This is a genomic window from Nostoc cf. edaphicum LEGE 07299, assembly GCF_015207245.1.
Lineage (GTDB): Bacteria > Cyanobacteriota > Cyanobacteriia > Cyanobacteriales > Nostocaceae > Nostoc > Nostoc edaphicum_B.
The window spans coordinates 1-2,873 of sequence record NZ_JADEXF010000879.1; the positions used below are offsets into that span (position 1 = coordinate 1).

5 protein-coding genes are annotated in these 2,873 nt (G+C 38.8%); 2 read left to right on the forward strand and 3 right to left on the reverse strand.

The features are described from left to right. Window positions 1-30: 30 nt before the first annotated feature. The 3 genes from IQ229_RS22070 to IQ229_RS22080 are packed head-to-tail and all read right to left on the reverse strand — an operon-like array spanning window position 31 to window position 1,127. Entirely contained in the window at window positions 31-492 is a 462-nt protein-coding gene (locus IQ229_RS22070) for a ferredoxin (RefSeq protein ID WP_194047408.1), read from the reverse strand. Next, the gene (locus IQ229_RS22075) at window positions 492-878 is read right to left on the reverse strand and encodes a DUF1257 domain-containing protein (protein ID WP_012406942.1); all 387 of its coding nucleotides are present in this window, start codon (window positions 876-878) and stop codon (window positions 492-494) included. Before IQ229_RS22075 ends, IQ229_RS22070 begins: the two co-directional genes overlap by 1 nt. A gap of 39 nt (window positions 879-917) precedes the next feature. Further along, on the reverse strand, window positions 918-1,127 hold the full coding sequence (locus IQ229_RS22080) for a DUF2997 domain-containing protein (protein ID WP_094328129.1): 210 nt from the start codon (window positions 1,125-1,127) through the stop codon (window positions 918-920). Between the two features lie 580 nt (window positions 1,128-1,707). Between IQ229_RS22080 and IQ229_RS22085 the strand changes: the two genes are divergently transcribed. Both IQ229_RS22085 and IQ229_RS22090 read left to right on the forward strand, forming a co-directional pair. Beyond that, complete coding sequence (locus IQ229_RS22085) at window positions 1,708-2,295, forward strand: protein-tyrosine phosphatase family protein (protein WP_194047410.1); 588 nt, start codon at window positions 1,708-1,710, stop codon at window positions 2,293-2,295. 43 nt (window positions 2,296-2,338) lie between these two features. Then, a partial coding sequence (locus tag IQ229_RS22090) for an SAM-dependent methyltransferase (RefSeq protein WP_194047412.1) occupies window positions 2,339-2,873 on the forward strand: 535 nt, incomplete at its 3' end.

The following is a 2,873-nucleotide window of genomic DNA, read 5'->3' on the forward strand; positions in this document are numbered from 1 at the left end:
CCTTTATTATATTGATTTAACGTTTTTATCTTAATAACGGGATTTTTTGGTTTTTAACTTTTGCTTTTTACGCCGACGTTCGCTAGCAGCAACTGCTTGTTCTACAGGATAACCCACTAAAGGAATTACCTGATATTTGCGCTCGTCTTCTAATTTTCTCAGTTCAGTGTAATCAACCCAATGAATGCAATCAACGGGACAAGTATCAATTGCTTCTTGAATAATTTCCTCAGCGTCCCCATCTTGCCGAACCACGCGCGATCGCCCGTAATCTGGTTCAATATAAAAGGTGTTACGGGCAACATGAGCGCAATGCTTACAGCCAATACAGGTGATTTCGTCAACATAAACACCATTTTGGCGCAGCAAACCACCTAATTCCGGTTCCAAACCAGAACGTTCTGGGGCATCCCGTAAAAAACCCCCTAATTCTGGTTCTAAACCGGAACGGTTATCTTCTTGTTCTTCCGGCGACGGCAGAAAATCAGCCATTACGCACTCCAGCGCTGTACTACCAGGCGAATTGAACCATCTTCATTTTTTTGTTGTTCAGAGACTTGAAAACCAACACGAGCGGTTTCTTTCACAACTGTTTGATAAGCATAGCGCTGTGTTACTTGGCGCAAAAATCCATCTACAGACAAATCTTGCTGCCAATATTGCAAGTCAGCCACCAATTCATATTCCTTGCCATTCCATCTAAAGCCGATGTCATAGCCATTTTCCTGCTCAATACTAACTTCCGCAGGATGGGTTTGACCGCGATAGCCACGAACTTCTCGTGGGCCGGGTTTCCAGTCTACGCCCAATTCAGTCAAAGCATCTTTCAAAGAATCAAGGTTACGAATTTGAGTCTTAATTTGGCTAAAGTGTGACATGGTGGTTGTGAATTAATAACACTAAACTACTGTGAAAACTTACCAATCGCTGTAAGTGGTGTGTGTATTCGCCACATTAGATTGCTGCACCTTCGCGGCGAAATATTCTGAGGTTGGCTCATGATTAAGTACTTGCCCCAGCTGCGCCTCTATTGCTGCTGTAACTTCAGCGCAAGAATTACCCACAATGCCAGTGACTTTCTCTTGTACCCGACCGTCTGGATAAATTATGAACTCTAATGTCTCCATTATTTTGGCCAACCAGGATAAGTACGCTTAAATTCTACTGCCTTAGCAGAAGGCTACAAATATAGCCATAGGAACATTTTTACTAGATATAAACTTGCCATTTGTTAACTAATGTTCCATCTTTCAACATATATATCTCAGAATCTTTACAAAACTTATTAATATTATAAGCACACACATCAGTATTTAGTTAGTTTCTCTTAACCTCATTAATTAGTCAAGGTAACTACTGGAGTTAGCTAACTAAGCTGCAAAAGTCCTAAAAACAAGCATTAGAGGCATTAGAGGTAGTATAGCCAGCAAGACAATTCACAAAAATATAAAATTTATTGAAAAACTTTATTACTACCGTGCGATTTAGCTTATTATCTTAAGATTTTCCAGGTAAGTTTGATGCAAGCGCAGCGTCAGCCTACAGGAAGATAGTGAGATATACCTACGTAGGTATTGCATTAGGTCTTAGATTAATAGCTTTAGCTTGCATTAGGTGTAAAGGAATTTTAGACTGCGATCGCCATTTTCTGCCATTGGTTAGATTTACCAACCTCGACTCTAAACTGAACTCGACTCTAGACTAAATATGTACAAGTTTGCCCCAGCTTGGGAGAAGGAGCAAATAGTCTTTGGTGCTACGCGACCTGGATACACTGACAAGAATGTTCAGGATTGGATAGAATTTATGAAGCGCCAAGATATCAAACGAGTTTGCTGTCTTCTTGATGAACAACAGCTAGCTTCTTACTTCGATCTTCTAAACATATACAAACAGGAATTTGGGAATCAGCTAATTTGTTGGGCACCAATAGCAGATTTTCATTTAGCTGATTTAGAAACCCTCACACAGAAAATACTTCCTTTCTTAATAGAAGCTGATAAACAAAATGAGAAAGTTGTTGTACACTGTTCTGGTGGAATTGGACGTACTGGACATGTGTTAGCGGCATGGCTAGTTAGTGTCCGAGGATTATCAAATCAAGCTGCAATAAATGCTGTCAAAAAAACAGGTAGAAATCCTTTTGAAGCTGTGTTAGCGAAGCTTACCGTTCGCGTAGCGTCTCGTAGAGAAGGTATCGCTGCTATATTTAGACGTAGAAATCCTTTGACAGTTGTAAAAGAGCTTAACGCACTTTTGAATGATTGCCGTCTCGCAGCGAATAAAACATTTTGATGCTATTATCCTGTTTAATCAGTCTATTGATGAGATAAATTCTATGGCAATGGTTCTAGATAAAGTAGTTCCTTTTGGAAGGTCAATGGATGAATATATAAAAATATTCAATTTAACAAATACAGATTTAAATAAAAGAATCATTGGAATTGGGGATGGGCCAGCAAGCTTTAATGCAGAAATGACACGTCAGGCTAAAAGTGTTGTTTCTGTCGATCCACTGTACCAATTTTCCAGTGATGAAATATTGCAAAGATTTAATCAAGTGGTCGATAACATCATTCACCAAGTCAAAGCTACATCGAATGATTGGGTATGGAGCTATCATAAATCTCCAGATGATTTGCGACATAATCGAGTGAAAGTGATTCGAGAATTTCTGTCTGATTATGAAATTGGCAAAAAAAGCAACAGATACGCAGTCGGTGAATTGCCAAAATTAGCTTATGATAATCAAGAGTTTGATATAGCTCTTTGTTCGCATTTATTATTTTTATATTCAGATCATCTCGATTACGATTTTCACTTAAATTCAGTAGGTGAGATGCTGCGTATTGCTAAAGAAGTTAGAATATTTC